Raw genomic sequence first — 25,916 nt, 5'->3', positions numbered from 1 at the left:
GACCCCAAACCGTTCGTGTGGAACAAATCCGCCGACAACATCCTCGAAACCATCGCCGCATATTGTCAGCGAATTAACGACTCGGGACACTAGCCGCCGTCTTTCGGCGAGGTCTGGCCGCCGTCTGTTCGGTCCGAGCTCCGACCACTTCGAACGGTCGGTGGCGCTCGGTCCGCGCTCGACCGTGCACGTTTCGGCTGTGGCGGCGGGTTCAGTGCTTGGGTTTGCACGGTTCGGCTGCGAGCGGCGGGGTCAGCAGTTTCGGGTGTGCACGTTTCGAGCGTCGGCGGCGGGTTCGGTGGTTTCGGGTGTGCACGTTTCCGGCGGCGGGCGGCGGGCGGCGGGGTTCGTGGTTCGGGTGTGCGCGTTTCGGGTGGCGGCGGGAGTTCGCGGTCTCGACCCGCACGGTCGGGGCGGGGATGCCGGAGTGAAGGAATCTATCTCGATCCATGGTTGACAGGGGGCGTGCGGTGCCCCGAGGATCCGGGAAAACGCTTTCCTCTGGAGGTATCGTATGAGGCCCCTGCTGGCCGCCCTGATCGCGATGACGGCCGCCGTGCCGCTCGCCGTCGCCACCACCGCCAACGCCGGCGGCCCGCCCCGCCCGCCACACAAGATCACCGTGTTCGTGGCGGGTGACTCGACCGCCGCGACCTGGCCCGCGAATACATTCCCGAAAGCCGGTTGGGGCCAGGCGCTGCCGGTGTTCCTCAACGAGCACCGGGCCACGGTCGACAACAAGGCATTGTCCGGGGCCAGTTCGAAGAGTTTCGTCGAGGTGGGCCTGCTCGACGCGATCCTGTCGGCGATCCGCCCCGGCGACTACCTGCTGATCTCGTTCGGCCACAACGACGAGAAGACCGACGACCGCCACACGGACCCGTACACCACGTTCCAGGACTACCTCAACCTGTACATCGACGGCGCCCGCGCCCAAGGCGCCCACCCGGTCCTGGTCACCCCGGTGGAGCGGCGCCGCTTCAACGCCGAGGGCCACGCGACCCCGAGCCACGGCGAATACCCGGCCGCGATGCTCGCCCTGGGAGCCACCCGCCACGTGCCGGTCATCGACCTGACGACGCTGAGCATGGCACTGTGGGACCGCGCGGGCGTCGAGGGCACGAAGCAGTACTTCCTCTACGCCGACGCCGGCACCAACCCCAACTTCCCCGACGGCGTCGCCGACAACACCCATTTCCAGGCCCACGGCGCGATCGAGGTGGCAAGGATCGTCGCCGACCGCCTGCAAGCCCAGCGCCTCGTCCCGCCGGGCCTGATCCGGGGCCTGCACCGCGACGTCCCCGACACCGCCCTGACCTGGCCGGCGACGGTACCGGTACCCGCCTGACCAGTACCCCCAGCCAACGAATCTGTGGCCGCACCCGCAGCCATCAGCACCGTCCCGTCCCGCCGGCCGCCGGTCTCGTTCCGTACGGGGAGTTCGTTCGTGCGCCGATTTCGTTCGTGCGGCGGTTCCGTTCCGTGCGCCGATTTCGTTCGTGCGGCGGTTTCGTTCGTGCGGCGACTTCGTTCTGTGCGCCGATTTCGTTCGTGCGGCGATTTCGTTCCGTGCGGCTATCTCGTTCCGTGCGGCGACGAGCCGGTGCGGGGGACGGTGGGCGCGGGTGGCGAGCTGCGGGTGCGCGGTCCCGAGCTGCACACCGAGGCGTTCCATGAACCGAAGCGCCCCGGCGTTCAGCTCGGCCGCCCCCGCAGTTCGCCTCAAGACGCGCACGCCGCCCGGCTGCACGTGAGGTTCGCGACGTCGAGCAGATCGTGCCGCAACACCCGCAGTGCAACGGCGTGCCGCCTGACGCAACGGCGTCCTGCCCGCACCCGGTGCCCCCGCCGCGCGTCGCTCAGTCAGCCGCCGGTCGCCTTCGCCCGTCGGTCGCAGTCGCCGGGGGCGGGCGACGTTCGCGCACATACCGCCCGGGTCAGCCCGGAGCCGTGCCGACAAGCTGCCCGATGTCGAAGGTCACCGGTGGCTGGCAACATTCGCGCGCACGCCGCCCGGGTCAGCCCAGAGCCGTGCCCACAAGCTGCCCGATGCCGAACGTCACCGCCATGGCCAGGATGCCCCCGGCGACGAGGCGGGCGACGGCCCGCCCGACACCGGCCGATCCCAGCCGTGCGCTCACCGCGCCGGTCACCATCAGCGCCAGCACCACGGCGACGACGGTGACCGCGATTCGGGACGCGGGCGGGGACAGTACCATCGCCAGAAGTGGTAACAGAGCCCCGACGGTGAATGACACTGCGGATGCCGCGGCCGCCTGCCAGGGCGACGTCAGTGCCTCCGGGTCGATGTGCAGCTCGGCCTCCGCGTGGGCGGCGAACGCGTCCTTCGCCGTCAGCTCCTGCGCGACCAGGCGGGCGGTCGACTCGGTGAGGCCCTTCGCGCGGTAGAGCGTGGTCAGCTCCTCGAGCTCCTCCTCGGGATACTGTTCCAGCTCTCGCCGCTCGGTCGCCAGCAGCGAGCGCTCGGTGTCGCGCTGGGTGCTGACCGAAACGTACTCGCCCAGCGCCATCGACACCGCACCGGCCACGAGCCCGGCCGAGCCCGCGGTGAGGATCGCCACATGTGACGCCGTCGCGCCGGCCACGCCGACCACCAGCGCCGCGGTGGACACGATGCCGTCGTTCGCCCCCAGCACACCGGCGCGCAGCCAGTTGAGACGTCCGGAGACACCGGACGAGTGCCCTTCACCGGCGTGCGCGACCGCGACCGCCGTCACATCCAACACCTGCTCGTTCATCGCCGCTCACCAGCTCCCTGGCATCGACGGTACGACCGCGAACGCCCGCCCCGCAAGCAAGGCAAGGCTGCGCTGAACACCGCCGCCGAGGGGCTCCGCGGGTCCTCAGACGGGGCTGATGTGCGCGGCGATGATGCGCCAGCCGCGCTCGGCGTCGCGGACCCAGGTGCGGGTGTAGCGCAGCCGCGCGTCGAACGGCGCGCCGTCGTAGGAGCCGGTCACGGTACCCAGGAAGAACGTGACGCCGACATCGCCGGCCACGAGCACGTCGAGGTCCTCTTCGACGAGGCTGGTGATGATCGACGTGCCGCTGCGGTGGGCGGCCAGGTCGTCGTGTTTCGTGGCCTTGCCGCCGTCGGGGCCGATCGCGATGAGGCGGTCGTCGAGCAGCTCGTCCAGCGCGGCGACATCGCTCGCGCGCTGGGCGGCCTGGAGTCGCCGCTCGGCGGCCAGCAGTTCCTCGGAGACGGTCATGGACCCAGGATAGTTCCGGCTCACAGCCGCGACTTCGGCACCTGCAGCGGGTGCTCGACGGCATCCCGCGCGGCCAGCGCCGCCATGACGGCGTGGTAGTCGGCCCGGCCGAGCTCGCCGGTCAGCCGCCGCCGGGCCGCGTCGCGCTCCGCATTGCCGCGCCGCCGCTCGCCGGAGGCGGCGAGCCACCGGGCGAGCCCGGGCCGGTGCCCGGTCGCGGTCCCGCCGTGGCGGATCGCGGCGACGTGCATCGCGATCAGTGCGACATACACGCACGCGACGAGCGCACCGACGACCATGGTGGCCGCCATCCGCACCACCCCCTGATATTCCCGCGGTCGTACAGCCTTGCGGTACCGACGCTATCGGCCGCACCCTCACGCGGGTCAGGGCCGAACGTCCCCATCGGCCCGGGACCGGCTCGGGTCAGTGCCGGTGGTGGCGGGACACGGTGAACAGCTGACCGACCGTCAACGGCCGTGCGGGCCGCTCCAGACGGGTGGCCAGCGCGAGCAGGAGCTGTGCGGTGGTGAACGCGTCGCCGAGCGCGTGATGCGGCGTGTGCACCGGCAGGTGGAGCCGGCGGGCGGCGGACTCCAGGTTCGGCTCGCGGCCGGTGCCACGTTCGGCGAGCCGGGTCGCGCGCAGCAGCGCGGCGGTGTCGATCAGTGTGCGGTGCAGCCGCCGCCCGCGGGGCCGCAGGGCCCGGTCGAGGAAGGCGCGCTCCACCCAGGCCGCGTGGGCCACCACGACCCGCCCGGTGAGCCGCTCGACCACCTCGTCGAGCACGTCACCGAGTCGCGGAGCCGGCGCCAGGTCGGCCTCCCGCAGGCCGTGCACGGTCATCGCGGCGACCGAGATCGGGCGGTCCGGGCGCACCGGCCGATACATCGTCTCCCCGCACGGGATCCGGCCGTGCCGCACGATGACCGCCCCGAACGACACGACCTCGTCCCGGCGCAGATCCAGTCCGGTCGTCTCCAGGTCCACGACGCAGAACTCGGCCGCCCGCCACGGCAGACGCGGATCGACCCCCGGGAGCGGCCTCATGCCGGCAACCGCCGCAGCCACGTCCGGTCGACCCGGGCCTGGACGAGCGCGACGGCTCGGAACGTCTCGCGCAGGTGGCGGCGGGTCAGCGTGTCGAGCTCCCCCGGCGCGATGAACGTCGACGCCGGTCCGCCACCCGCCGCGAGGGCCCGGGTCTCGTGTTGCAGCAGCAGGTGGTAGATGCTTTCGAAGCCACCGGCGAGGGTGTCGGCCTCGTCGCCGGTGAGCAGGCCGAGCGCGGCGCCGCGGCGCAGGCGCTCGACCGTGGTGCCATCGGCGTCACCGGCCGCGATGGCGATCCAGCGGGCGAGGGAGACGATGGGGGTGAGGCCGCCCGGCTTGAGGTCGAGCCGTCCCCGGTGCTCACCGCTGTGGTGCACGACGAAGTCGCGGACGAAACCGATCGGCGGCCGCCAGTGCAACGCCTCGTCGAGGAGCGCCCGCAGGAACTGGCTGGTGCGGGTGTGGGAGCGGATCGCCGCGGTCAGGGAGCCGCCGAGCTCCGGCTCGGTCAGCGGCCGGCTGTCGGCCACCATCGCCGACAGCAGCAGGGCGTTCTCCCGGGTCGGGTCGTGCTGCCAGCCGCGCGCGGCCGCGACCCACTCGGCGCGGGACCGGCTGAACACCGGATTGTGCGCGTTCGCACCGTTGCCGCACAGCGTGAAGCCGCAGTGCTGCAGCCCCCGCAGGACCCCGCGGGCCTCGGCCCGCACCGCGTCCGCCGGGACGGCCGTGTCACCGTCGGCCCAGATCAGTGCGGTGTCCACATCGGACAACGGCAGCGGCTCGCGGCGGGCCAGTGAGCCGAGCAGAACCCAGGAGTGACGCAGGCCGTCGAGGGTCGGGTGCTCCTGCAGCCGCAGCGTCCGCCGCACGGCCGCATCGACGACCGCCGCATGGATGGCCCCGATCTGCGTCGCGGGCAGGCCACCGGCGCCGAGCTCGGTCAGCATCGCGGGCAGGAGCCGGGTGGCCGCGGCGAGTTCGTCGAGGTTTCCGGCCTCGTCGATGGCCGAGCGGACGAGGAGCGGATCGCGTACCTCCGCGCCGGCGAGGTCGACTGCCCGCAGTACCCCCGCCGCATCCCCTGTCGCGTCGATCACCACGAGGTGATGGACACCCCGCTCCACCATGCGCAGCAGCGCACCGGCCGCTCCGGCGGTCGCCTCGATGCCGAGCGCCGGCACCGTGGCCAGCGCGGCGACGGGTGCGTCCGGCCCGATCTCGCCGGTCGCGACCCGCCGCCGGAAGTCGGCGTCGGTCACGATCCCGACCTTGTCACCGGTCCGGACGAGCGCACACGACAGCCCGGCCGCCCCGATCCGTGCCGCGACGTCGCGCACCGGGTCCGTCGCCGCGCACCAGACGACCGGCCGGACCAGCCGGCCCAGCGACTGCTCGCCCCGGCCGAGCCCGGTGTCGAGGACGAGCCGGGCGCGCGCGTGGACCGGCCCGGCCGTGAACCGCAGCCGCTCCGGATGCGCGAGCAGCCCCCGAGGGTCCGGCAGCCGCAGGCACAGGCTCTCTTCCTGCGCCCGGACCAGCAGCGGCGGCGCCAGCCCGGACAACAGCCAGACCGCACCGAATGTGTCTCCGGGCCCGAGCACATCCACGACCCGCCCGTCCTCGACGACCTCCAGGGCGCCGGTGCGGACGATCCAAAGATGCGGCAGTGGTACTCCCTGAGCGACCACGGTAGCGCCGGCCCCGAAGTACTCGACCTCGGCCCGCGCGACGAGCCGCGCGAGGTCATCGCCGCCGAGCGCGTCGAACGGCGCCTGCGCACCGAGGAACTCCTCGAACTCCTTCACGCGGCACCGCCGTCCGGCCGTGGTTACCAGGTGATCCGGGCCGGCTGCAGGCAGACCGCCTCGATGTCGGCCGCGGCCGTGAGCAGCAGCCGATGACCCAGGTCGCTGAGGGCTCGCGCGGCCGCGATTTCGTCACCGATCTCGGGGATGTCCTCGTCGGCCCATCACGCACCTCCCGGGGCCGGATTCGGGTGCGGGCGTCCGATGCGGGCGTCCGGTCCGGGAAAGACGACGGTGCGGCGGCCGTCCTCCCACTCGACGGTGTAGGGCGGGGTGTGATCGGCGTGCTCCACCTCGACGATCACACCGACCCGGCGCGGGTCGCCGAGGTGAACGCCTTCGAGCACGATCCGGTCACCGACGTTGGCTTGCATGGCTACCCCCAACAGCTCGCGTGGTAGTTCCGTTCCTGCCTACCCGCCGGGCGCCACCGCACACAGGGCCGAAAGTCCCGATGTGCCGCCCGGTCCGGCCGGCGGGTCACCCGCGACGGGCGACGAGCACCGGCACCTGGGCGTGTTCCAGGACCTGCCGGGCGACCGCGCCGAGGCGCACACCCTCGAAGCCGCCGCGGCCGCGGGCACCGATGACGAACATGAGCGCGTCACGGGCGGCGTCCAGCATCACGGGCACGGACGGGCAGTGCTCCACCCGGGGCACGACGGTGACGCCCGGATACTTGGAGCACCAGGGCTCCAGTTCGGCCAGCAGCTCGCGTTCGGTGGCCGCCGCGAGCCCGGCCGGCCCGGGGGAGCGGCTCCACCGGTGCTCCGGCTCGTGCCAGGTGCGGATCGCGTGGAGGGCCACTGCTCGGTTCGCCGCCTCGGCGAACCCGAGGCTCAGCCCGAGCGCGGCGTCGGCCGAGCCGTCGACCGCGACGACGATCGGCTCCCGCCGGGGCAGCGGCGACTCGGGTCCCGCCCAGCGCTCGGCGTGGTGCACGACGAGGACCGGGCAGTGCGCGTGAGCCGCCAGGTGCACACCGACCGAGCCGACCAGCAGCGAGCGGAACCCGCCGCTGCCCCGGCTGCCGACGACGATGAGACCGGCGGTGCGGGACTGGTCGACGAGCACCCGCGCCGGCTCGCCGTACCACGTCGCCGTGGTCACGTGCAGGCCCGGCTGCCAGGCGCGGATCTCGGTGGCGGCATCGATGGCCAGGGAGTGCTCGTCGGCGATCTCCTCGTACGGGCCGTGCATCTCCAGCGCGTGGATGATGCGCAGCGGCCGGCCGAGGCGCACCGCCTCGTCGGCGGCCCAGCGCACCGCGCCGAATGCGGCGGGGGACCCGTCGACGCCCACGATCACTGGGTGGCGGCTGACAGTCATGGCGCCCTCCCGGAAGTCGCACGGTTACTACACGTCCACCGTCGCACCGCGGCCGGGACGGTGGCAGAGGCCATCGGCCCGGCGGCCGGGACGTTCGGCCGGTGCGGCGCTGCGGGCGGCGCGGGACGGTGGGCGGGGAACACTGCTTTCTGCGAGGAGGACGCCGTGGGATACCAAGCCGTGCGGGTGACCGCACATCCCGAACCCGGCAGCCGATGGCTGTGGCTCGTCAAGTGGCTGCTGCTGATGCCGCATTACCTGGTGCTGGCCGTGCTGTGGGTGGCTTTCGCCGTGCTGACCCTCGCCGCCTACGTCGCGGTGCTGTTCACGGGGCGATATCCGCGGCGCATCTTCGGCTTCAATGTCGGAGTGCTGCGCTGGAGCTGGCGGGTCGGATACTACGGATACTGGGTGCTCGGCACGGACCGGTACCCGCCGTTCACCTTGGCCGACGTGCCTGACTATCCCGCCCGGCTGAGCATCGACGGACCGCCGCGGCCGCGACGCTGGCTGCCGCTGGTGGCCTGGCTGTTCGCGCTGCCGCACATCGCCTTGGCCGCGGCCCTGACGGTCGGCCTCGGCTGGAGCGCCGGCGGTCAGAACGGCGCCCGGATCGACCGGCCGGGCATCGCCGGGCTGGCGGTCCTGGTCGCCGGGCTCGCGCTGCTGTTCACCGGGCGCTACCCGCGCGGGCTCTACGATCTGCTCGTCGGCGCGTGGCGCTGGTACCTGCGTGTCCTGGCCTACGTCGCTCTGCTCACCGACCGCTATCCGCCGTTGCGTCTCGATCAGGGCGGCGACGAGCCGGACGGTCCGCTGACACCGCCGGCCGAGGAGCCGGCACCCCGTACGCCGGGCCGGACCGCGCTCGGTGCGGCCGCGCTGGTCGTCGGTGTCCTGGGCTTCCTCGCCGGTGCGGGGCTCACGACCGGCGGCGCCGTGCTCAGCAACGTGAGGTCCGGGCATGAGGAGGGCGGTTACATCGTCAGTGACGCCGTCGCGGTGGACAGCTCGACCGCCGCGATCACGGTCGAGGACGTGCAGCTGCGCCCGGGCGACGCAATGGGCCGGGTTTTCGTGTCCGTCGACGCGGTGCGGTTCACCGCGCACAGCTCCGGCGACCAGCCGCTGTTCCTCGGGGTCGCCCGGCAGGGTGACCTGGAACGCTGGCTGCGCGGCACCGCCCGGGACCAGTTCGACGGCCTCTACCGCGCCGGCGACGCGCGCTACACGCGCCGCGGCAGTGATGTGACGGCACTGCCGGCCGCCCCCACCACCCAGGCGTTCTGGCTGGCGAGCATATCCGGCAACGGCACCGTGACGCTGGACTGGACTCCGGCCGAAGGAGCCTTCGCGGTGGTACTGGCCAACGCCGACGGTTCGCCCGGCATCACGGCCGCCGTGACCGCCGCGGCGCGCGTCCCGGCCCTGCACACCGTGGCGAACAGCCTCGTGGCCGGCGGCATCGTCACGATGGTGCTCGCCGCGGCCCTGATCGTGCTCGGCGCGGTCGCGCTCGGCGGCGGTACCCACGGAGTCCACGACGACCAGGGCCCGACCGGGCCGCCGACGGCGTCCGGACCCCCCGCGCACCCGGCACTCCCGGCTGCCGCGGACCGGCCGGTCGCCACCACCTCGAGTGCAGCATGAAGGAGCGAGGAGGACGCAAGCCTGGCCGGACCCGGGTCATCACGCAGACGCGCAAGCTCGACGAGGTCAACGCCTGCTTCGAGGAGGTCCTCGCCGGTCGCGTACCGGCCCGGCTGGTGTTCGAGTTCTGAAGGCGCCCCGGGCGCGCACGACCACCGCCGGGCGGCCGTGCGCGCCCCGGTGTCAGCCGTCGACGATGTCGCGGCCGGGACGCCGCGGGCTGGCCGGCGGCCGTTGCGGGTCGAGGTCGACACCTGCGCGCAGCACCGGCTGCGGATGTCCGGGCGGCTCGATGAGGCTCGCGATCAGTGCCCGTGCACCCGATACCTCGATGACGTCACGCATTGGTGACAGCACCAGTCCCTCGGCCGTGGCGGTCAGCCAGACGGCGCTCACGTAGGCGAACAGGTCGTCGCCGGCCGCGGCCGCGGCCGCCCGGGCCACAAGACCCGAACCGCCGGGCCGATGGGCACTGGCAGCCGAGTACCGCAGCGCTGGACGCTGGGCCGGTGAGGACACGGATCGGCGCGGCCTCTGTCGCGGGGGACGGTCCGGGCACAAGGCCTGGCCCGGCGGCGGCTCGGCGCGGCCGCGCGCGGCGTGGCGGTGTGCTCCGGCCACGGGCCGGCGCTGACCACGCTCGCGAGCACCCCGTACGGCCGCGAGGTCCGGCCCGGGCAGTCGCCGACGCGTGGCTGGTGCGGGCCGCACTCGCCTGCGCCGCTGACGGCGGGGACCCGGCGGTGTTCGACACGATCATGACGGGGCAGGAGCCAGGCACATCGCGGCAACCGGAAGGAGCGCCATGATCACCACCTATGACCTGCTGGTCGCGCACCCGTTCCTCGACGGCCTGCCGGCCGATCAGGTCGAACGGCTGTCACGCTGGGCGCGCCGCGCACCGTACCGCGCGGGCACCCGGATCTTCGAGGAGCGCAGCCACGCGCAGCGGTTCTGGCTCATTCGTGAGGGCTCTGTCGACCTGCAGACGCGGACACCCGGCCGCGGCGAGATCGTGGTCGAAACCCTGGGCCCGGGCAGTGTGCTCGGCTGGTCGTGGATGTTCCCGCCGTACCGCTGGCACTTCAGCGCGGTGACGGTCGATCCCGTGCTCAGCGTGGTCCTCGACGGGGTGGGCGTGCGCGCGCTGTGCCGGGACGACCCGGTTCTCGGCTACGAGCTCACTACCCGGTTCATGGCCGTCGTCGTGGACCGCATGCAGGCGACCCGGGCCCGGCTGCTGGACCTCGACGAGGCGCCGGCCTGATGGTGTGTCAGGCCCCGCCGGGTCCGGGCCATCCTCGCCGCCCGCCGCGACGACGACCACCCCGGCGCCGGGCCCGACGACACCGGGCACCGTGGCACCCGGCACGACCGCACCGGTCCCGGCGAATCCGCGGCCAATGGTCCGCGTCTACGAGGTCGTCCGGGCGGACGGTCATGGCCGGATGACATACACCGTTGCCGTCGACATCGGCCTGCGGTGAGGGACTTCCGGCCTCGGCGCGGTGGTCCGCGGCCGAGGATGCTGGAGGGAGTGGCCACGTAGAGCGGGAGGTGCCGCCATGACGACGACGATGAAGACCTGGAGCCCAGAAGCGTTCGCCGCCGCGGTCGCTGCGGCCGTGTGGGCGCCGTCGATCCACAACAGCCAGCCGTGGCGTTTCCGGCACACCGACGACGGTGTGGACGTCCTCCTCGACGAGGGCCGCCGCCTGCCGGTCTGCGACCCGGACGGCCGGATGGCGCGCATCTCCTGCGGCGCGGCCGCGTTCAATCTCAGGCTCGCTCTGGCGGCCACGGGTGCTCCGGCCGGCTACCGGATCGGGACCGGACCCGTGGTGGTGCACCTGACGCCGGGGCCGCCGTGCCCGCCGACGCCGATGCAGCGGCGGCTGCATTGGCAGATACGGCGCCGGCACACCAACCGCGGCCCGTTCGCCGACTCCGCGGTCAGCGCGGGCGGGCCGGTCAACCTGGTCGAGGCCGCCCGCCGCGAGGGCGCGTGGCTGGACTTCGTGACCGACGACGCGGCGGTTGTCGCGCTGGCCGAGCTCATCCGCAGCGCCGACGAGCGGCTGCGCGCCGACCCGGCGTACACGGCGGAGCTGCGGGCCTGGACCAGCGGCGCCAACCACGACATCGAGGGTATCGGGCCGCACGCCGCCGGCCCGGCGCCCCACCCGGCCGAGCTGCTGACCCGCCGCGACTTCGGCGGGGCCGGCCGGGAGACGACCCGCGATCTCGCCCGCCGGCCGGAAGTGGCGGTGCTGGGTGTGCTGGGCGACGCCGCCGACGACGCGGTCCGGACCGGCATGGCGCTGCAGTGCGTCCTGCTGACGGCGGCCGATCTCGGCCTCGCCACCGCGATGTTCTCGCAGCCGATCGAGGTGCCCGCCTGCCGCGAGAAGCTCCGGCGGTCCGTCGGGCGCATCCACGACCCGCAGCTCGTGCTTCGCTTCGGCTACGCGCCGACAACCTGCTACACCAACCGGCGGCCGGTCGCGGACGTCATGGAGCCTTGACGGTCAGCTGGCGCACGAACGGGTCGGGCTCGGTGCCGACGGCGGCCAGTCGCAGCTTCACGTCGACCGCCCGGCAACCGTGCGGACCCGCCAGCACCGGATTGAGGTCGAGCTCGGCGATCTCCGGGAAGTCCTCCGCCAAGCGACCGATCCGCAGCACCAGATCCTCCAGCGCGCCGGTGTCGGCGGCGGGCTCACCGCGGAAGCCGGTCAGCAGCCGCGCGCCGCGCAGCGCCCGCCACATGGCCGGCGCGTCGCGGTCGGTCACCGGCAGCAGTCGCAGCACGCGGTCGTCGAGGACGTCCGTGTGCACACCACCGAGCCCGAGCATCACCAGGGATCCGAACAACGGATCATGCGCGACGCCGGCGACCAGTTCGACACCCGCGGCGGCCATCGGCTGCACGACAACGGGCGGCTCGGTCAGCCCGAGCGCGGCCGCGATCGCGCGGTAGGCCGCGCGGACCTCAGCCGCGTCGCGCAGCCCGAGCCGCACGGCGCCGACATCGGTCTTGTGCACGAGGCCGGGGAGGGCCGCCTTGACCGCGACCGGGTAGCCGATGCCGGCGGCCCGGCGGACGGCCTCGTCGGCGTCGGCCGCCGGCCGGGTGTCGAGGGTCGGGATGCCGTAGCAACCCAGCAGCGCCTGGGCCACCGGGGCGGGCTGCCAGCCGTCGCCCGCGCCGAGGGCGTCCCGCACGATCACGCGCGCCGCTGCGGCGTCGATGCCGGTCAGCTGCGGCCGGTCGCCGAGCGGTTCGCGGCGCCAGGCCGCGTACTGCGCGGCCCGGCCCAGGGCACGCACCGCCGGCTCGGGGAGGTCGAAGACCGGCACTCGCCGGCGCCCGAGGCTGCGCGGCGCGTTGTCGGCGCCGACCACGACGACGGCGGCCGGCACGTCCGGGCAGCCGTCGAGGGCGGCGCCCACCGCCGGGAGCGCGGCGGTCCAGTCGTTGGTCCGGGTGGCGACGAACGTGACGAGCAGCAGGTCCGCCGCGCCGGAACGGGCCGCGGCGGCGACGGTGCCCGCGAGCGCCTCGGCGGTGGCTCCGGCGCCGAGGTCGGCCGGGTTCGGTGCGGTGCCGATGCGGCCGGGCAGGGTGAGCTCGGCCGCGTCGGCGGCGTCGGCGGCCAGGACGTTGAGCCCGCCCGCGTTGCCGACCACGGCGAGGCGGCGGCCGTTGGGCAGGGGTTGGTCGGTGAGCACCCGTGCGGCGTCGAGGAGTTCGCCGAGGGTGTCGGTACGGATGACGCCGGCCTGCTCGAACAATGCGGCGACCGCGTTGTCCGGGGCGGCGGCCGCGGCCGTGTGCGACGCGCCGGCCCGCTGGCCGCTCTCGCAGCGTCCGCTTTTCACAGCCAGGACGGGTTTGCGGCGGGCCAGGGCGCGCGCGGTCCAGGCGAACCGGCGCGGATTGCCGAAGGACTCGAGGTACAGCGCGACGGCGCGGGTGGCCGGATCGTCGTACCAGTACGCGAGCAGGTCGTTGCCGCTGACGTCGGCTTTGTTGCCGAGTGACACGAAGCTGGAGATGCCGGCGCCGGAGCGGGCGGCCTCCTGCAGGATCGCTACGCCGACGGCCCCGGACTGGGTGGCCACCGCGAGGCCGCCGCGGGCCGGTGGCGCCGGGCTGAAGGCGGCGGTGAGCCGCACCGCCGGATCGGTGTTGATGACGCCGAGGCAGTTCGGGCCGACGATGCGCATTGCGTGCCGACGGGCGATGTCGACCATCTGCGCCTGCTCGGGCGCGCCGACGCCGTCGGTGAGGACCACGGCGGCGCGGACGCCCGCCGCGCAGCACTGCCCGATCACCTCGGGCACCGCCGCGGCCGCAACGGCGATGACGGCCAGGTCGACCGGGGCGCCGATCCTGTTCACCGACGCATACGCGGCAACGTCGTGGACCTCTCCGCGGGCATGTGGATTGACGGCGTAGAGCTCGCCGGTGTATCCGCCGTCGCGCAGCGCGGCGAGGACCTCGTGCCCTATCCCACCGGGGCGGCGTCCGGCGCCGATGACGGCGACCGAGGTCGGCGCGAGCAGCGGGCGCAGCGAATGGTGTTCCGCGGTGCGGTCACGGGCGGCCACCGCGGCCAGAGCCGCCTCGTCCGGCAGCGTGGGCACCTGCACGTGGACGGCGCCATCGACCACGGCGAGTCCGCGCCGGACGCCGGGCGCGAGGTCGCGGGACACCTTGATCATGGCCGCGTTCTCCGGCAGGATCTGGCCGACCAGCTCCGTGATGCCGGAGCGGCGGGCGGCGGCCGCGAGCCGCTCCAGCAGCAGCGTGCCGAGGCCCTCGCCGTGGTGATCGTCGGCCACGACGAGGGCGAAGTCGGCGTGTTCGGCGTCGATGCGCTCGTAGGAGCCGGCTCCGACGACGCCGCCGGACTCCTCCACGAGCAGGCTGACGTGCTCGGGCCCGCAGGGCCGCACCAGCCGCCGCACCTCCGCGTCGACCGCGGCGCCGGCGCTGAAGAACCGCAGGTACCGGTTCTGCGGCGAGAGCGCCTGGTGCAGGGCGAGCAGCGCGGCCGCGTCGTCGGGCTCGACGGCGCGGATCCGCACGACTCGGCCGTTCATGGTCAGGCAGTCGGTGGCGGCGTCCATGGGGTGTACCTCCCTGAGGTCCACTGTCGGCCGCCGGCGCCGCACACGGATGGGCCGAAGGTCCTCGGCCTGGCCGCAGGTTCCGGCGTCGGAACCGACCACACCGCGCTCAGGCCGCGGCGGGGCGTGCCCGCGGTTCGCCGGCACCGGCCGGGCCGTGGGCGACGAGGACCGGGCAGGCCGCGTACCGCAACACCTGCCGGGCCACCGAGGGGTTGGCCGGCTGGGCCTGATCGGCCGGACATCGCGTCCCGACGACGAGCAGGCCGGCCCACTGCGATGCCACCACGAGCGCGTGCACGGCCTCGCCCGGCTCAGTGCGCACCTCGACATCGACCATCGGATATTCGGTGTGCCAGCGTGCGGTGGCCCGGTCCAGCGTCTCGCGCGCGACGTGCTCCTCGGCGCTGAGGTCGCCGCCGCGGACGGAGCCCGGCCGCCATAGATCCGGATGCGGCCAGGCCTGGATGACGGCCAGCCGGACGCCGCGCGCCGCCGCTTCCTCGAACGCCAGACGCAGGGCCCGCCGGCCCGAGTCGGAGCCGTCGAATCCGGTGACGACCGGGGCCGCCCGAGGCAGCACCGAGTCCGGTGCCGCCCAGCGCTCCGCCGCGTGGACGATGAGAACCGGGGCATCCGCCCGAGCGCCGAGGGCCTGGCTGACCGAGCCCATCGGGCGGTCGTCGCCGATGCCGGCGCCCCGTCCGCCGACGACGACGAGGCGCGCACCTCCGGCCAGTTCACGCAGCACATCAGCCGGATCGCCGCGGCGGGTCTCGGCGATTGCGGCGACGCCGACCCGCCAACGCCCCGCTTCGGCGGCCGCGTCCGCGGCGACGTCCGTCGCGACCGGCTCCGTGGCGTCCCCGGGTCGCACCGTGACCACCAGGAGCGTTCGCGTGCACCGGCAGGCTTCGTCGGCGGCCCACCGCAGCGCGCCCAGGCTGGCCGGCGAGCCGTCGACCCCGGCGACCACGGGACCGTATCTGTATGTCATCGGGGGCTCCCTTCCCTGCTGCAGGCTCCTGACACCACATGTTGCCTCCGGGCGGGGTGAGACATGCAGGGTCGAAGGTCCTGCCAGCGCCGGTCGCGGGTGTGATCAGCGAGTTCACCGCACGGCGGTCGGGTTGCCCGGTGGCGAGGTGAAGGCCGAGCCGGCGATCCGTCCATCGGTGGGCAAGCCGCGGGCCGGCGGCTCCGGTCGAGCCGCCGGTCCGGCCGGATCACACGCGTTTCGGGATCGAGCGGGTGAGCAGGCAGCGCATGACCTTGTGCCCGGTGTCGGCGGTCGGGCGGTACATCAGGGGGCACCCGCCGTCGATGACGGTGACGCCGTTGCGGCGGCCGTAGTCGGTGGCCGCGGCCGAGACACTGCCAGGGCCGAACCCGCGGTGCATCCAGACGGCGTCGATGCCGAGCTCAACGCAGTCGCGCATCGTGGCCTCGGCGGTCTCCGGGCGGGTGCCGATGACGACCGCTTCGACACCGCCCGGGACCGACTTGAGGTCGGGGTAACTGACGTCGCCCTCGACGGTACCGGCGTTGGGGTTGATGGCGTACACCTGGTATCCGCGCTCGCGGAGCCGCTGATACACGACGTTGGCACCGTGGTCGCGCCCGTTGCGCGAGACACCGGTGACCGCGATGCGCCGGCGGCTGAGGAACTGCTCCGCCGCCTGTCGCATGGTGAGCATGATGGCCTCCGTACCGGCTCAGCCGACGTTGAGCCGCGGTGGCAGCTCGTCCTTGTGCTGATCGAGCAGCGACTCGGCGGGTGGCGGTTCGACGTGCGGCCGCCACAGCCGGCGGGCCGTGGTGAACGCCCACAGCGCGGCGGTGCCGCCGACCAGCACCGCCAGGGCCGCGTCAGTGCCGCCCGCGATGGTGACGGCGGCCGCGATCAGAGCGGTGACGCCGAGCGTGGCACCGATCGTCACGTCCACCTTGGACGCGATGGTGTTGCCGCCCAGGACGCAGGCCGCGAGCCCGAGGACGAGCGCGGTGGTGCCGGCGAACCGTGTGCTGGACAACATGAGCGCGTCGACGCCCTCAGCATGGGCCGTGTACAGCGCGAGCACCGTGGCGACCAGGAGGGTCGCCGCGCCGTCGCGCCAGGTGAGTCTCATGGTGAGCACCTCCTTCGACCATCACGTTGTCCTCGGTGATGGCCTTCGGACAGAGGCGAAGGTCCCACCGGCGCAGCGCGCCGCGCTCGGGACCTTCGACTCTGCCGAGAACCGGTGGCCGGGTGTGCGCTGTCGCCGGGCGGCCGCTGGCCACCCGAAAGCGGAAGGAGCACCGCATGTCCCCGGCGATCAGCGGCGAGACGGTCTGGCGGGATCTGACCAAGGCGACGTCACCTACGGCGAGGGTGTGCCGCTGCTGCGGATGCGCACTCCGGACCTCGCCCGCGGCCGGGTCCCGGTCGGCTGAGCCAGATCGAGGACCTTCGCCTCTGATCAACCGCGGACGGTCCGCGTCATCGTTGGTCAAGGAATGCCGCGAGCACCGAGGAGCACATCATGGCTGCCATCCATCTCACGGACCGCACGGACGCGGGCCGGGCCGGCCGGTTCGGCGATGTCAGCCGTGCACTGGCCCAGGCCGCGCTGTGCGCACTCGAGGCGCCGGCGGTGCTGGCCACCCAGCCGTGGCGGTGGCTCATCGACTCGGACTGGGCCGCGCTCGACGTAGATCGCAGCCGCGTCGGCCCGGATGCCGGCGGCGATGACCGGTTGATGACGATCAGCTGCGGCGCGGCGCTGCATCACGCGACGGTCGCGCTGGCCGCGGACGGTGTCGGGGTGGAGGTCGTGCGCTTCCCGTGGCCGGAGGCGCGCGACTGTGTGGCGGTTATGCGCTATACCGGCCCGGTCGACGTGCTCGCCCGCGCCCGGCAGCTGCGCCGGGCCATCGCCGTGCGGGGCGCCGACCGGCGCAGCATCGGCGGCGAGCCGGTCGCCGCGGCCGAACTGGAGCGGCTCGGCCAGGCCGCTGCGGCCGTGGGGGCAGCGCTGTACCCACTGCCGCAGCGGGCGGTCATCGCCGCTGGCGGCGCCGGGCCCCGGGACTGGCTGGCCACCGGGGAGGCGATCTCCGCCGTCCTGCTCAACGCGGCCGCGGACGGGCTGGCCACGGAGCCGGTGACGGCGGGGTCCGTGACCGTGCCGCGAGCCCTCGCGCGGAGGTTGCCGGCCGGGGCCGGGCACCCGGCGGCCGTCGTGCGCTTCGGTGTCGCCGAACGGTCCTGACCCGAACGGTCCTGACCCGAACGGTCCTGACCCGAACGGTCCTGACCCGAACGGTCCTGACCCGAACGGTCCTGACCCGAACGGTCCTGACCCGACCGGGTCGGAGGTCCCGTCGATACGGGTGGTTGTCCTCTGCGGCGCGGTGGGGTGCGGGTCGCAAGCTATCGGCAGAACAGCGAACACCCGATCCCACGGCCCAGGAGAGTGATCAGCTGCTGATGGTCAGGTCCTCATCGAGGTCCGCTCGATGCCGGCCGGACATGGGGAAGTTCCTCGCTCCGGTTCGTGGCTCTGGGGTGTCGACGGTGGTGCTTGAGCACCGAAACCGGTCCCTGTCGATGCTGACGGGCAGCGGGCCACCGAACGTTTGTGCTACATGTGGTGCATGCTGTGTCGTCGGAGCGCTGCTGGAACGTGGGTGCTGTCTCGAATCGCCGACGTCGGTCGATGCCGGGCCCGGTGTGTGCGTGACCGCTGGTGCGGGGACGGTCTGGCGTGAAGGTCATGCAGGCGTACCGATTCGCTCTTGACCTGACTGCGGCTCAGGAGCGGGCGTTACTAGCGCATGCTGGTGCAGCTCGGGTCGCGCACAACTGGGCCCTGGTGCAGGTGAAAGCGGTACTGGATCAGCGGGCGGCCGAGCGCACGTACGGGGTACCGGATGAGTGGTTGACGCCCTCGGTGTCGTGGTCCCGTGCCGGGCTGTCCAAGGCGTGGAACGCAGCCAAGCGCGAGGTCGCGCCATGGTGGGGCGAGGTGTCCAAGGAGGCATTCAAAACCGGCCTGGACGCTCTCGCCCGTGGGTTGAAAAACTGGTCCGACTCGCGCATGGGGAAGCGTGCGCGCCGGCCGGTCGGGTTTCCCCGGTTCAAGTCGCGTCGCCGGACCGCGCCGAGTGTGCGGTTTACGACCGGGGCGATCAGGGTCGAGCCGGACCGGATGCATGTGGTGTTGCCGAGGTTGGGTCGGTTGAAGCTGCACGAGTCCGCCCGGAAGCTTGCCCGCCGCATTGAGGCGGGTACGGCGCGGATCCTGTCGGCGACTGCGCGCCGCGATGGTGGCAGGTGGTATGTCGCGTTCACGGCTGAGGTCGAACGCACCGAACGGACACCCGCTCGCCCGGATGCGGTGGTGGGCGTAGACGTTGGGATCACGCGCCTTGCGGTGCTGTCCACCGGAGAGGTCTTGTCTAACCCGCGGCATCTGGCTGCCGCGCAGGCCCGCTTCCGAGCATTGGGCCGGTCTTTGTCACGAAAGCGTGGCCCGGACCGGCGCACCGCGCAGCGGCCATCGCGACGCTGGCAACGTGCAGCGGCCCGCCATGTCCGCGCACACGCCCGGGTCGCGAACCTGCGCCGCGACGGCCTGCACAAGCTCACCACCGGGCTGGCGCGCGAGTACGGCACCGTCGTGGTCGAAGACCTCAACGTAGCTGGGATGCTGGCCAACCGGCGGCTGGCCCGGCACATCGCCGACGCCGGGTTCGGCGAGATCCGTCGACAACTCAAGTACAAAACGGCGTGGCACGGTGGCCGCCTGGTGATGGCCGACCGCTGGTATCCATCAAGCAAGACCTGCTCGGGCTGTGGCGCAGTGAAAACCAAACTCACCCTGTCCGAGCGCACCTACCATTGTGCGGTGTGTGGTCTGGTCATCGACCGCGACTACAACGCTGCATTGAACCTTGCCGCACTCGTGGCTGAGGTTGACACCGCCGGGAGTGGCCCGGTGGCAGCACGTGGAGCCGACCGGAAGACCCAGCTCGCTGGGCAGGTGGCCGTGAAACGTGAACCCGGCGCGACACCAGTCGGTCAGACCGGGACCGTCCCACCGCAAGGTGCGACTACCAGCCATGCGCTCACACAAGCGCACCGAGGGTAACGGCACCATGAAGCGCAAGGCTTGCCTGCTGCTCATGGCGCAGCTCAGCCAGCAGATCAGCTTCAAGACGGCCGATACGCTGACCGCCGAGGAGAAGCAGTCCGCGTGCCTCGTCCAGTACGCCGGCCAGCCGCTGACCACCGGCAAGCAGGCCGAGTGCTACGCGAACGAGTTCATCGGCCTGCACCTCAAGTCGATCGCCGGCGGCAAGACCTACGCCCAGCTCGGCGACGTGCAGACGGACCTCAAGGCCAAGGTCGCGGCGGCGCAGCAGGCGAACGACCCGGCGCTGACGGATCTGCAGAAGCAGCTCACCGACACCAACACCGCCCGGGAGACGGTCTTCAAGGGCGAGACACTGCGCGGGCTGCTGCTGACCTCATACGGCTTCAGCGAGTTCGGCGTCAAGGCCGGACAGGCCGCCCTGGTCGCGTACCTCGCCGCCGGCCTGTTGTTCCTGCTCGGCGCGGCCGGCCTGATCCACGCGGTGCGCACTCCGGCCACGGCGGGTTTCGCGGTGCCCGAGTCGAAGATCCGCGAGACGGTCACCACCTGACCTGCCGACCATAGACCGACGATCGAGTCCCGGGCCCGCGCCCGGGACTCGCGTGCGTGCCCGGCCGTCAGAGGCTGTGAACTCCCCCTTCGAGCTGGTCGACGGTGCCGAGCAGGTGGCGCATCACCGCGCGGCTGAGCATCGGCTGCTGGCTGACGGTGAGGTTCCACATCGGCGCCGGACCGTGCACCGGGTGCCGGCGGGCGGCCACGGCCATCGCGGTGCCGGGGCCGAGCAGGACGAAGCACATCTCGTCGGCGAGGGTGTGCCCGACCGGCAGGTCGGCCGCCCGGACCCGCCAGTCGCTCCAGCCGGCGACATTGTGGCCCAGGATCACGATCAGCGGGCAGCGCTCCAGCAGCATCGCGAACATCGCCTGGCGGGCCGGGTCCACGTCGCCCGCGGGCACGACGACCGCCACGACGGGCGGCCGGTCACCGGCGGCGGCCTGCCCGGCGGCCGCGAGCACGAGGTGGTCCAGGGCGGCCTGGCTGACGTCGTCGGTGACGTGGGCGCCACCGTCGCGCAGCAGGCTCCACGGTGTCGCGGCCGCCGGGTCGACGGTCTCGTGCAGCAGCGGCAGCGGGGTGACCGGGTGCGGGACCCGGGCCGGCAGCGGACCCGGCCGGCCCAGCAGGTGGCCCTGCTGATACCTCGCGCCGGCGGCCCGGGCGATCATGGCGGCGTCGGGGTTCTCCACCCGTTCCAGCAGCAGGGCGGCCCCGGTGCGCTCGCTCTCACCGAGGGCGGCGACGAGCGCCCCGCCGGCCTGGGTGAGGCCGCTGGCGATCAGGCTGTGGTTCAGCTTCACCACGTCGGGCTCGAGGGTCGGCAGCAGCGCCAGGCCGCCCGCGCTGAACTCGATGTCGTTGATGACGACGCCCCACTCCGCCGCGCGGGCCCGGCGGGCGGTTTCGAGCGCGTGGCACGGGTACCGTGAAATCGCCCGTCCGGTGAGCTCCACGTAGACCCGCAGCCGCCGTTCGGCCTCGAGGATGGTGGGCAGCAGGTCCGGCGGGCACGGCTCGATGAGGGAGTCGGCTTCGGCGTTGACCAGCAGCGAGACCGACGGCGGCAATCCGGCGTCCATCATCGCCCGGAACGCGGCGGCCCGGCACGCCCAGTCCAGCTCGCCGAGCCTCCCGGCGGCCCGGGCCGCGCCGAACAGCGGGCCCGGCGTGTGCAGCGGCCCCTGCGGTCCCCGGGCGAGGGCCTCGAACCCGACGATCTGCCCGGACTCGGTCTCGTGGATCGGCTGAAACTCGATGTGCACGGACCGCGCGTCGATGATCTGGTCGATGAGCGCACCGGCGGTCCGGGCCACGGTGGTCGCCCGGCGGCCCGGCGGTGCCGGACTCACCGGCTCGATCGGCCGCCCGTCCCCGTCGATCGGCCGCCCGTCCCCCTCGACCGGCCGCCCGTCCCCGTCGAGCGTGCCGTCCCCGGCGAGTGCGCTGTCCCCGGCGAGTGCGCTGTCCCCGGCCGCCGTGCTGTCGTCTGCGACCGTGCCGTCCCTGGCCGGGGCGGTTGCGACGCCAGTGGCCGGTGAGGCGGCGGTGTCGGTGCGGCTGCGGCTGTCCGGGTTGAGGTCGCTCGGGCCCCGGTAGCCGCTGCGCGACCACAACGTCCAGCCCTTGGGCTTCTCGGCCATGTCCCGCTCCCGTCGGCGCGTGCGGAGTCCTCGCCGACGTAATCGGTGGGGCCGCCCGCAACCGGAGGGTTTCCGTGCGGGCGGCATGGCCGGAATGCGAATCGGGATTCGCGAAAGGTGTTCGTTATTTCAGATAGCCGTTGAGCGGTACGACGTTCTGGTTGCGCACGGCGGTCGCCACGAGCCGGGCGATCTGCACGGCGCCCGCGGTCTCGAAGTGCGTGTGGTCGTTGCAGAAGAACGCGCCCACCGCCCCCTGCGTGTAGTCGCCGTTGTTGGGGCACAGTCCGGCGCTCGTGTAGTACGTATAGCTGAGCTTGTGCAGGTCGATGACGGGCACGGCGTTGGCCGCGGCGGCGTCGTTGGTCTCGGTGAGGAAGCCGCGGTTGGCGGTCGCCGTCGAGCCGCTGCACGTGATCGCCGCGACCGCGGTCAGCAGGACGACCTTCACGCCGCGCTGCTTGGCGGCGGTCGTCATGACCCCGATCAGCTGTTTGTACCGGCTCGAGCCGACGTGCCGCGGGCAGTTCGCGTCACCGTCGTTGATCCCGAACTGGATGAACAGGTAGTCGCCGGACTTCATGCCGGTGGTCGCGTCGAGCATGCCCTGCCAGCGGGTCGAGTATGTGGTGGGGCTGATGACACACTCGCCGCTGCTGTCCTTTGTGGACGTCACGTTGGGGTCGTACAGCCATGTCTGAATACTGCGCCCGGCGACCGCGTTGTTCTTGACGGTCACGTTCGCGTTGAAGTACTGCGCGAACTGGCTGCCCCACCCGACCGGGCACACGCCGCCGGACGGGTTGGCGACCGTGCTGTCCCCGGCGAGCCAGACGGTGAGCTTCGGCTGGGTGCTCGGGGTGCTGCTCGGGCTGGCACTGGCGCTCGGGCTCGCGCTCGGGCTCGCGCTTGGGCTCTTCGACGGTGTCGCGCAGGGCGAGGCGGTGGGCGACCCGGTGCACGCCACGCCATTCAGAGTGAACGCCGACGGCACCGGATTGCTGGTCGTGAAGGCGCCGTTGAAACCAAAATTCGCTGTTCCGCCGGTACTGATGCTGCCGTTGTAACTGGCATTCTTCGCGGTGACGGCGGTGCCGGACTGCGTCACCGTGGCGTTCCAGGCCTGGGTGACGCTTTGTCCATTCGCGAATGTCCACCCGAGCGTCCACGACGTGACCGGATCGCCGAGGTTGGTGATCGTGACGTCGGCGCCGAACCCGCCCTGCCACTGGTTCGTCACCTTGTACACCACGCCGCACCCGGCCGCCGCCGCGCTCGCCGCCATCGTGCGCGCCGCGACTCCCAATCCCAGCATCGCCATCGTGACGGCGAGTATGGCCACCAGACGAGCCCGCATGTCCGCTCCTCAGAACGACTGTGAGCGCTCACAGTCGGTCGGTTGAGTCACGGACGTCAATGCGGGAACACGTTTTCCCGGTCGGCGGCGCTCGGCCGGGGCGAAACTTTCATGTCAGTCCAGGCAAAACTCGTTGCCCTCCGGGTCGGCCATGACGATGTTGCCGAACGACAGCGGGGGAGCGGGCTCGTTGCGCTGCAGCCGGGCCGCGCCGAGTTTGCCCAGCCGCGTCGCCTCCTCCTCGAGCGCCGCCATCCGCTCGTCGCCCTGCAGGCCCGGCGCGGCCCGCACGTCGAGGTGCACGCGGTTCTTGGCCTGTTTGCCCTCGGGCACCCGCTGGAAGAACAGCCGCGGCCCCGCCCCGGCCGGGTCGACGATCCCTGACGCGATGTTGCGGTCCCCGGCCGGCACACCGAACGCGTCGAGCGCATCGTCCCAGGTCGCGAAGCCCGGCGGCGGGTCCTGGATCTTGTAGCCGAGCGCCTCGGTCCAGAACGCGGCGAGCGCGGCCGGGTCGGCACAGTCGAACGTGATCTGCACGGTACGAGTCGTCGTCATGCGTCAGTCTTACCGACAATCGCGGACAGTATCGGTCCGCGATTCGTGAAATGATCGTTCGTGTGAACGCGGAAGGCACCACCGAACGCGTGCTGCGTCTGCTCGCGCTGCTCCAGCACCGCCCGGCGTGGACCGGCGCCGAGCTGGCCGCCGAACTGCGCGTGACCGAACGCTCGATCCGCCGCGACGTCGAACGCCTCCGGACGCTCGGGTACCCGGTCCACGCGACCGGCGGCGTCGGCGGCGGCTACCAGCTCGGCGCCGGCACGCGCCTGCCTCCGCTGCTGCTGGACGACGAGGAGGCGATCGCCACCGCGGTTTCGCTCCGTCTGGCCTCGGCCGGCCCGATCGCCGGCGCGGGCGAGGCGGCCCTGCGCGCTCTGGCCAAACTCGATCAGGTGATGCCGCCGCGCCTGCGCACGGAGGTCAGAACCGTGCACGGCGCGACCGAGACGCTGCAGGGCCCCGGCGCGCAGATCGACGCCGAGGTCCTCGTGACCCTGGCCCGGGCCTGCCGGGACGCCGTACGCGTCCGCTTCTGTTATGCCGAGCGCCCCGGTGAGCGAACGGTCGAACCGATCCGTCTGGTGACGACCGGGCGGCGGTGGTACCTCATGGCCTGGGATCCACAGCGCGACGACTGGCGGACCTTCCGTCTGGACCGCATGCGCGACGTGCACGCGACGAGCTGGCGTTTCCGCCCCCGTGAACACCCGGATCCGGCCGCATTCGTGCAACGTTCGGTGGCCGAAGCGCCGTATCGGCATGTCGCTCGCATCCGCCTGCACGCCGCCGCCGCGACCGTCGCGGAACACGTCGCGCCGCAGGTGGGCCGGGTCGAACCCGACCCCGACAACGCGGACTGGTGCATATTGGTCGCGGCGGCCGACCGTTTGGACGCGATCGCCGTGCACGTGGCCCGCCTGGGCTTCGAGGCGCGGATCCTGGAACCACCACAACTGCGCACGGTCGCCGCCGACCTGGCCGCGAGCTTGACCGCCCTGGCAAGTGCACATGGAGGATGAACGGTGATTGCACGAATCTGGCGCGGTGTCATCCGCGCGGACGCCACCGCCGAATACGTGCGGTACGTCGACGAGACCGGTGTCGCGGAGTACCGGCGCACACCTGGCAACCGAGCCGCCGAAATTCTGACTCGTGACCTTGGCGACGGTACCGCCGAAATCCTTGCTTTCAGCATTTGGGACGGCTGGGAGGACATCCGCCGTTTCGCGGGCGACGACGTCGAGGCGATCGTCCTGTACCCGGAGGACGAGCGGTACCTGCTCGGCGACTCGTCCCTGACCCACTACGACGTCAGCTCGCAGACCACCGACATTCGCGCGGTCGCGAACGCATTCTCCGGCCACCGCTTCACCGACGCTTATCCGTTCCTGGCCGAAGACGTCGTCTGGAACATCATGGGCGGCGAGGCGCTGCACGGTCGCGACGCCGTGATTGCCGCGTGCGAGTCGACGCTGGCCGGTCTCACCGCGACAACGACCGAGCACACGCGATTCGTCACGGTCGCCGACGCCGGCCGGGCGGCGGTCGACACGATCGCCCGCTATACCGCCGCGGACGGATCCACCACCGTCGTCGCGTCGTGTGACATCTACGAGTTCAACGACGGCATCCTGACGACGATCACCTCGTATGCCGCGGAGCTTCCGGACGCCTGAGCGAATTTCTGACCGTTTGGTGCGCGCTATGAGCGATCGGGGTCCGTTGGTGACGGCGGGGTCTCGCGCGAGTCCGCCGCAACCTCCGGGTGGTAGTCGCGCCCTGCATCCGGATTGCCGGCGATTGGTCGCGCGGCCGAGGTGAACATCGCGTTGGAGCGGCCCGACGGCCGGCGGATCTGGCCCGTCCAGCGGGTGATGAAACGCTTCTCCAACGGCAGCGAGGACAGCCTGGTGGCGTACGGCGTGGCGCTCGGCCTGGATATTGGAGCCCGCCCCGCCAAACCCCGCCGCTGGTTCCGCTGACCGTCGGCCGTCACGCCAGTTTGTCCGCCGCACGTCGGTGGCGGACGTCGGCGGCAAACGTCAGGATCGGACGTTCGCGGAGGCAGGCCGGTGGCAGGCGTCAGCGGCGGACGTTCGCGGAGGCAGTTCGGCGGCTGACCTGACGGCGGATGTTCGCGGCGGACGCTCGGCATGACCCACCTCGGCCCGACGAACAGGTATTACGACACCACGAAAGCGTTGTTAAAGATCTTTCGTGTTCTCGGTGAGTCGCTGCCGGTCGATCGGGTTGGTGGCTAGGACAATCAGGGACATGACTGCTTCACCCCGGTCGGCCGGTCCGCGTCGCGGTGTCGTTCGTGACGTGGATGCGTTGCGGGAGCAGCGGATGCGGGCCGTGGACATGTTCGAAGCCGGCTCTCGGCAGGTCGATGTGGTCAATGCGTTGGGTGTCACGGCGCAGGCTGCGTCACGGTGGTATCA

Annotated in this window: 28 protein-coding genes; 12 read left to right on the top strand and 16 right to left on the bottom strand. The window is 72.5% G+C overall.

The window, feature by feature from the left end; all coding sequences use genetic code 11:
- Positions 1–514: 514 nt before the first annotated feature.
- Positions 515–1,348 carry a rhamnogalacturonan acetylesterase gene (locus ACIA8L_RS55755; RefSeq protein WP_395918339.1) on the top strand — a complete coding sequence of 278 codons (834 nt, stop codon included), beginning with the start codon at positions 515–517 and terminating at the stop codon, positions 1,346–1,348.
- Positions 1,349–2,018: 670 nt separating this feature from the next.
- On the opposite strand, the gene ACIA8L_RS55750 is transcribed toward ACIA8L_RS55755, so the two are convergent.
- From ACIA8L_RS55750 to ACIA8L_RS55715, 8 genes are all read right to left on the bottom strand, one after another.
- Positions 2,019–2,759 carry a VIT family protein gene (locus tag ACIA8L_RS55750; protein WP_395918337.1) on the bottom strand — a complete coding sequence of 247 codons (741 nt, stop codon included), beginning with the start codon at positions 2,757–2,759 and terminating at the stop codon, positions 2,019–2,021.
- Positions 2,760–2,864: 105 nt separating this feature from the next.
- Positions 2,865–3,233, bottom strand: a complete 369-nt coding sequence (locus ACIA8L_RS55745; RefSeq protein ID WP_395918336.1) for a nuclear transport factor 2 family protein — start codon at positions 3,231–3,233, stop codon at positions 2,865–2,867.
- Between the two features lie 20 nt (positions 3,234–3,253).
- On the bottom strand, positions 3,254–3,544 hold the full coding sequence (locus ACIA8L_RS55740) for a hypothetical protein (protein ID WP_395918334.1): 291 nt from the start codon (positions 3,542–3,544) through the stop codon (positions 3,254–3,256).
- Positions 3,545–3,659: 115 nt separating this feature from the next.
- Complete coding sequence (locus ACIA8L_RS55735) at positions 3,660–4,283, bottom strand: PolC-type DNA polymerase III (protein ID WP_395918332.1); 624 nt, start codon at positions 4,281–4,283, stop codon at positions 3,660–3,662.
- A complete protein-coding gene (locus ACIA8L_RS55730) occupies positions 4,280–6,094 on the bottom strand; it encodes a putative nucleotidyltransferase substrate binding domain-containing protein (protein WP_395918330.1) in 1,815 nt (604 codons plus the stop codon). Before ACIA8L_RS55730 ends, ACIA8L_RS55735 begins: the two co-directional genes overlap by 4 nt.
- A gap of 23 nt (positions 6,095–6,117) precedes the next feature.
- Positions 6,118–6,222 carry a dsRBD fold-containing protein gene (locus tag ACIA8L_RS55725; protein ID WP_395918344.1) on the bottom strand — a complete coding sequence of 35 codons (105 nt, stop codon included), beginning with the start codon at positions 6,220–6,222 and terminating at the stop codon, positions 6,118–6,120.
- 36 nt (positions 6,223–6,258) lie between these two features.
- Positions 6,259–6,468 carry a DUF1918 domain-containing protein gene (locus ACIA8L_RS55720; protein ID WP_395918329.1) on the bottom strand — a complete coding sequence of 70 codons (210 nt, stop codon included), beginning with the start codon at positions 6,466–6,468 and terminating at the stop codon, positions 6,259–6,261.
- A 106-nt stretch (positions 6,469–6,574) separates the two neighbouring features.
- On the bottom strand, positions 6,575–7,423 hold the full coding sequence (locus ACIA8L_RS55715) for a universal stress protein (protein WP_395918328.1): 849 nt from the start codon (positions 7,421–7,423) through the stop codon (positions 6,575–6,577).
- A 165-nt stretch (positions 7,424–7,588) separates the two neighbouring features.
- Here ACIA8L_RS55715 and ACIA8L_RS55710 point away from each other — a divergent pair, with 165 nt between their 5' ends.
- Positions 7,589–9,073, top strand: coding sequence for a DUF4389 domain-containing protein (locus ACIA8L_RS55710; RefSeq protein ID WP_395918326.1), 1,485 nt, complete (start codon positions 7,589–7,591; stop codon positions 9,071–9,073).
- Positions 9,070–9,204, top strand: coding sequence for a hypothetical protein (locus tag ACIA8L_RS55705; RefSeq protein ID WP_395918324.1), 135 nt, complete (start codon positions 9,070–9,072; stop codon positions 9,202–9,204). The genes ACIA8L_RS55710 and ACIA8L_RS55705 overlap by 4 nt, the downstream gene beginning before the upstream one ends.
- A 52-nt stretch (positions 9,205–9,256) precedes the next feature.
- Here ACIA8L_RS55705 and ACIA8L_RS55700 read toward each other — a convergent pair whose 3' ends face one another.
- The gene (locus ACIA8L_RS55700) at positions 9,257–9,517 is read right to left on the bottom strand and encodes a hypothetical protein (protein ID WP_395918322.1); all 261 of its coding nucleotides are present in this window, start codon (positions 9,515–9,517) and stop codon (positions 9,257–9,259) included.
- A 361-nt stretch (positions 9,518–9,878) separates the two neighbouring features.
- Between ACIA8L_RS55700 and ACIA8L_RS55695 the strand changes: the two genes are divergently transcribed.
- Together ACIA8L_RS55695 and ACIA8L_RS55690 are read left to right on the top strand one after the other, a co-directional pair.
- Positions 9,879–10,340: a cyclic nucleotide-binding domain-containing protein gene (locus ACIA8L_RS55695; RefSeq protein WP_395918321.1), complete on the top strand. Its 462-nt coding sequence runs from the start codon at positions 9,879–9,881 to the stop codon at positions 10,338–10,340.
- 298 nt (positions 10,341–10,638) lie between these two features.
- On the top strand, positions 10,639–11,598 hold the full coding sequence (locus ACIA8L_RS55690; RefSeq protein ID WP_395918319.1) for an Acg family FMN-binding oxidoreductase: 960 nt from the start codon (positions 10,639–10,641) through the stop codon (positions 11,596–11,598).
- Here ACIA8L_RS55690 and ACIA8L_RS55685 read toward each other — a convergent pair.
- The 4 genes from ACIA8L_RS55685 to ACIA8L_RS55670 form a co-directional block, all read right to left on the bottom strand.
- The gene (locus ACIA8L_RS55685) at positions 11,585–14,209 is read right to left on the bottom strand and encodes a GNAT family N-acetyltransferase (protein ID WP_395918317.1); all 2,625 of its coding nucleotides are present in this window, start codon (positions 14,207–14,209) and stop codon (positions 11,585–11,587) included. The two genes, ACIA8L_RS55690 and ACIA8L_RS55685, sit on opposite strands and share 14 nt — an antisense overlap.
- Positions 14,210–14,318: 109 nt before the next feature.
- Positions 14,319–15,206: a universal stress protein gene (locus ACIA8L_RS55680; RefSeq protein ID WP_395918315.1), complete on the bottom strand. Its 888-nt coding sequence runs from the start codon at positions 15,204–15,206 to the stop codon at positions 14,319–14,321.
- Between the two features lie 229 nt (positions 15,207–15,435).
- The gene (locus tag ACIA8L_RS55675) at positions 15,436–15,906 is read right to left on the bottom strand and encodes a CoA-binding protein (RefSeq protein ID WP_395918313.1); all 471 of its coding nucleotides are present in this window, start codon (positions 15,904–15,906) and stop codon (positions 15,436–15,438) included.
- An 18-nt stretch (positions 15,907–15,924) separates the two neighbouring features.
- Positions 15,925–16,338, bottom strand: coding sequence for a hypothetical protein (locus ACIA8L_RS55670; RefSeq protein WP_395918311.1), 414 nt, complete (start codon positions 16,336–16,338; stop codon positions 15,925–15,927).
- A gap of 396 nt (positions 16,339–16,734) precedes the next feature.
- Between ACIA8L_RS55670 and ACIA8L_RS55665 the strand changes: the two genes are divergently transcribed.
- From ACIA8L_RS55665 to ACIA8L_RS55650, 4 genes are read left to right on the top strand one after another with little or no spacing between them, the layout of a single operon-like run.
- Entirely contained in the window at positions 16,735–17,463 is a 729-nt protein-coding gene (locus ACIA8L_RS55665) for a hypothetical protein (protein WP_395918310.1), read from the top strand.
- Positions 17,460–17,993: a hypothetical protein gene (locus ACIA8L_RS55660; protein ID WP_395918342.1), complete on the top strand. Its 534-nt coding sequence runs from the start codon at positions 17,460–17,462 to the stop codon at positions 17,991–17,993. The genes ACIA8L_RS55665 and ACIA8L_RS55660 overlap by 4 nt, the downstream gene beginning before the upstream one ends.
- Positions 17,968–19,344, top strand: coding sequence for an IS607 family element RNA-guided endonuclease TnpB (gene tnpB, locus ACIA8L_RS55655; protein WP_395918340.1), 1,377 nt, complete (start codon positions 17,968–17,970; stop codon positions 19,342–19,344). The genes ACIA8L_RS55660 and tnpB overlap by 26 nt, the downstream gene beginning before the upstream one ends.
- A gap of 7 nt (positions 19,345–19,351) precedes the next feature.
- Positions 19,352–19,900 carry a hypothetical protein gene (locus ACIA8L_RS55650; protein WP_395918308.1) on the top strand — a complete coding sequence of 183 codons (549 nt, stop codon included), beginning with the start codon at positions 19,352–19,354 and terminating at the stop codon, positions 19,898–19,900.
- Positions 19,901–19,967: 67 nt separating this feature from the next.
- Here the strand turns inward: ACIA8L_RS55650 and ACIA8L_RS55645 are convergent, their stop codons facing one another.
- The 3 genes from ACIA8L_RS55645 to ACIA8L_RS55635 form a co-directional block, all read right to left on the bottom strand.
- Complete coding sequence (locus ACIA8L_RS55645; RefSeq protein ID WP_395918306.1) at positions 19,968–21,551, bottom strand: EAL domain-containing protein; 1,584 nt, start codon at positions 21,549–21,551, stop codon at positions 19,968–19,970.
- Positions 21,552–21,675: 124 nt separating this feature from the next.
- Entirely contained in the window at positions 21,676–22,908 is a 1,233-nt protein-coding gene (locus tag ACIA8L_RS55640; protein ID WP_395918304.1) for a cellulose binding domain-containing protein, read from the bottom strand.
- A 114-nt stretch (positions 22,909–23,022) separates the two neighbouring features.
- Positions 23,023–23,466 carry a VOC family protein gene (locus ACIA8L_RS55635; protein WP_395918302.1) on the bottom strand — a complete coding sequence of 148 codons (444 nt, stop codon included), beginning with the start codon at positions 23,464–23,466 and terminating at the stop codon, positions 23,023–23,025.
- 62 nt (positions 23,467–23,528) lie between these two features.
- On the opposite strand from ACIA8L_RS55635, the gene ACIA8L_RS55630 reads away from it, so the two are divergent.
- The 3 genes from ACIA8L_RS55630 (at position 23,529) to ACIA8L_RS55620 (ending at position 25,454) form a co-directional block, all read left to right on the top strand.
- On the top strand, positions 23,529–24,491 hold the full coding sequence (locus ACIA8L_RS55630; RefSeq protein WP_395918300.1) for a helix-turn-helix transcriptional regulator: 963 nt from the start codon (positions 23,529–23,531) through the stop codon (positions 24,489–24,491).
- A gap of 3 nt (positions 24,492–24,494) precedes the next feature.
- Positions 24,495–25,148, top strand: coding sequence for a nuclear transport factor 2 family protein (locus tag ACIA8L_RS55625; protein ID WP_395918299.1), 654 nt, complete (start codon positions 24,495–24,497; stop codon positions 25,146–25,148).
- A 141-nt stretch (positions 25,149–25,289) separates the two neighbouring features.
- Positions 25,290–25,454: a hypothetical protein gene (locus tag ACIA8L_RS55620; RefSeq protein ID WP_395918297.1), complete on the top strand. Its 165-nt coding sequence runs from the start codon at positions 25,290–25,292 to the stop codon at positions 25,452–25,454.
- Positions 25,455–25,916: the final 462 nt, after the last annotated feature.

It is taken from the genome of Dactylosporangium sp. NPDC051541 (assembly GCF_044454505.1).
Classification (GTDB): Bacteria; Actinomycetota; Actinomycetes; order Mycobacteriales; family Micromonosporaceae; genus Dactylosporangium.
This window is presented reverse-complemented; position numbering and strand designations above follow the sequence as displayed.

Excerpts from the sequence above, each read along its gene's own strand:
- ACIA8L_RS55720 (WP_395918329.1), bottom strand. The coding sequence starts at position 6,468 with ATGCAAGCCAACGTCGGTGACCGGATCGTGCTCGAAGGCGTTCACCTC.
- ACIA8L_RS55650 (WP_395918308.1), top strand. The coding sequence starts at position 19,352 with ATGAAGCGCAAGGCTTGCCTGCTGCTCATGGCGCAGCTCAGCCAGCAG.
- ACIA8L_RS55680 (WP_395918315.1), bottom strand. The coding sequence starts at position 15,206 with ATGACATACAGATACGGTCCCGTGGTCGCCGGGGTCGACGGCTCGCCG.
- ACIA8L_RS55670 (WP_395918311.1), bottom strand. The coding sequence starts at position 16,338 with ATGAGACTCACCTGGCGCGACGGCGCGGCGACCCTCCTGGTCGCCACG.
- ACIA8L_RS55665 (WP_395918310.1), top strand. The coding sequence starts at position 16,735 with ATGGCTGCCATCCATCTCACGGACCGCACGGACGCGGGCCGGGCCGGC.
- ACIA8L_RS55715 (WP_395918328.1), bottom strand. The coding sequence starts at position 7,423 with ATGACTGTCAGCCGCCACCCAGTGATCGTGGGCGTCGACGGGTCCCCC.
- ACIA8L_RS55685 (WP_395918317.1), bottom strand. The coding sequence starts at position 14,209 with ATGGACGCCGCCACCGACTGCCTGACCATGAACGGCCGAGTCGTGCGG.
- tnpB (WP_395918340.1), top strand. The coding sequence starts at position 17,968 with ATGCAGGCGTACCGATTCGCTCTTGACCTGACTGCGGCTCAGGAGCGG.
- ACIA8L_RS55645 (WP_395918306.1), bottom strand. The coding sequence starts at position 21,551 with ATGGCCGAGAAGCCCAAGGGCTGGACGTTGTGGTCGCGCAGCGGCTAC.
- ACIA8L_RS55675 (WP_395918313.1), bottom strand. The coding sequence starts at position 15,906 with ATGCTCACCATGCGACAGGCGGCGGAGCAGTTCCTCAGCCGCCGGCGC.
- ACIA8L_RS55705 (WP_395918324.1), top strand. The coding sequence starts at position 9,070 with ATGAAGGAGCGAGGAGGACGCAAGCCTGGCCGGACCCGGGTCATCACG.
- ACIA8L_RS55695 (WP_395918321.1), top strand. The coding sequence starts at position 9,879 with ATGATCACCACCTATGACCTGCTGGTCGCGCACCCGTTCCTCGACGGC.
- ACIA8L_RS55750 (WP_395918337.1), bottom strand. The coding sequence starts at position 2,759 with ATGAACGAGCAGGTGTTGGATGTGACGGCGGTCGCGGTCGCGCACGCC.
- ACIA8L_RS55755 (WP_395918339.1), top strand. The coding sequence starts at position 515 with ATGAGGCCCCTGCTGGCCGCCCTGATCGCGATGACGGCCGCCGTGCCG.
- ACIA8L_RS55690 (WP_395918319.1), top strand. The coding sequence starts at position 10,639 with ATGACGACGACGATGAAGACCTGGAGCCCAGAAGCGTTCGCCGCCGCG.
- ACIA8L_RS55740 (WP_395918334.1), bottom strand. The coding sequence starts at position 3,544 with ATGGCGGCCACCATGGTCGTCGGTGCGCTCGTCGCGTGCGTGTATGTC.
- ACIA8L_RS55635 (WP_395918302.1), bottom strand. The coding sequence starts at position 23,466 with ATGACGACGACTCGTACCGTGCAGATCACGTTCGACTGTGCCGACCCG.
- ACIA8L_RS55745 (WP_395918336.1), bottom strand. The coding sequence starts at position 3,233 with ATGACCGTCTCCGAGGAACTGCTGGCCGCCGAGCGGCGACTCCAGGCC.
- ACIA8L_RS55640 (WP_395918304.1), bottom strand. The coding sequence starts at position 22,908 with ATGCGGGCTCGTCTGGTGGCCATACTCGCCGTCACGATGGCGATGCTG.
- ACIA8L_RS55735 (WP_395918332.1), bottom strand. The coding sequence starts at position 4,283 with ATGAGGCCGCTCCCGGGGGTCGATCCGCGTCTGCCGTGGCGGGCGGCC.